Annotated in this window: 1 protein-coding gene; it reads right to left on the reverse strand. The window is 66.2% G+C overall.

Annotated features, from left to right (window positions below; translation table 11 throughout):
- On the reverse strand, positions 1-615 hold a 615-nt coding region (locus A5648_RS10435; RefSeq protein ID WP_234787390.1), incomplete at its 3' end, for a PE-PPE domain-containing protein.
- Between the last annotated feature and the right edge of the window lie 24 nt (positions 616-639).

The raw sequence follows: 639 nt of genomic DNA on the forward strand, positions 1-639 counted from the left end.
CGCGCCGTCGGTGGTGGCCAAATGGTTGGCGACCTGATCTGGCGTGAGCCCCAGATACATCATGTGCTCGTAGAACAAACCCAACTCGGAGGTGGACGTGGGGTCGGTGACCGGATCCCCGGGGATCGTGTAATCGGTTACCGCGAACCAGTTGTTCGGGGTCTGGACACCCGACAGCAGAGCAGTGTCGAAGAAGTCGGAGGAGGAAACCCCGCCCATACCCTCCGACGCGGTGTCGGCGCCGACCGGATTGCCGATGAACACGAAGTGCACCAGCCGTGGGTCGACATTGTCGTGGGCCAGCTGCGCCATCGCGATCGAGGCGGCCGTGGCGCCCTGCGAGTAGCCGAACACCCACAGCGGATTGTCGGCGTCGAAACCGCCCGGATTGGCGTCCAGTTGGGCCTGGACCGCCCGCACGATCTCGGCCGCCCCGACGAAACTGCTGTGCCCCTGCAGGATCAGTTGGGGAGTGGTGAGCACCTGCAGCGGGGAATCGCAGACGCCGACACCGATCACGCACACCGTCGGATCGTCACCGGCGTCGAAGCCCAGCGGGTTGAGGAACAGGTCGGCCGCGGTCTGGGCGAACGCCGCCGAGGGCGTGGGCAACATGGTCCCGCCGACGAAGATCGCGGT

It is taken from the genome of Mycolicibacter sinensis (assembly GCF_001673565.1).
GTDB lineage: Bacteria > Actinomycetota > Actinomycetes > Mycobacteriales > Mycobacteriaceae > Mycobacterium > Mycobacterium sinense_C.